At 41.7% G+C, this 877-nt stretch carries 1 protein-coding gene; it reads right to left on the bottom strand.

The window, feature by feature from the left end:
- The coding region (locus tag MICAI_RS17625; protein ID WP_039900473.1) for a fatty acid desaturase family protein at nucleotides 1–624 on the bottom strand (624 nt) is incomplete at its 3' end.
- Nucleotides 625–877 lie beyond the last annotated feature (253 nt).

Here is an 877-nt window from a genome sequence, read left to right as displayed (position 1 = left end):
AACTTTTCCGCTCAATAAAACGAATAGATCGATCGGTTTAGGATTGGGAATTTTAATCCCGCCAAAACGATGACTAAGGAAGATGGAGCGCACATCGGAGAATGACCAATAGATAGGAATTACAGCGTAGAGAATCGGGATAAATAAATGTTGATAACGATGATACCATTTATGCTCGGCATGGGGAGTCATTCGCACGATACCATCGCCGTGAATTTCCACATCGTACCCTAAAACATTGGTATAGGTATGATGGAGATAATTATGACGAAAACGCCAGAGATAACTGGAAGCACCGATGATATAATCGTAGGTCATGCCAAGGAGAGAATTAACCCATTTTTTACTAGAATAGCCGCCATGGTTAGCATCATGACCGATACTAAAACCAATCCCTGCTAATCCTGCTCCTAAAACCATACAACCGATAATTTTTAGCCACCAGATATCCGGACCAAAAAGCACAAACAGCCAAGCGGCAATTACCCAAGTTAAAATCGTGATCGTCTTCAGGTACATGGCAAAATTATCTCTGGTGGGGATGCCGTTTTCGGTAAAATAAGCATCAACCCGTTTATTCAATTCCTTTCTAAAACCCTGATTTTCGGTAAAAGTTACTCGCATTCCTATTTTTGTCCTAGAAGTTGGTATGACGGCAATTTGTGGCAGCTCAGAGTGAATTTAGGAGTCTTTTACTGGCTTGCTAAGGCTGTCTCACTATAACTGATCGTTTCTCATCAGTCCTTCATCCATTGTCAGAGAAAGAGGTGCGCTTGACAAGGGAATCGCTCAATTTATTTGCTCCTCTTGCAGAAAACCCTCGGTTTTTACCTAATCAGATAGCAGATACCTGTAGCTGGTGATAGAGATGAGCGTT

Source organism: Microcystis sp. T1-4, assembly GCF_000297435.1.
In the GTDB taxonomy this organism is placed as follows: domain Bacteria; phylum Cyanobacteriota; class Cyanobacteriia; order Cyanobacteriales; family Microcystaceae; genus Microcystis.
The sequence above is the reverse complement of the archived record's forward strand: the minus strand, read 5'-3'. Positions and strand labels throughout refer to the sequence as shown.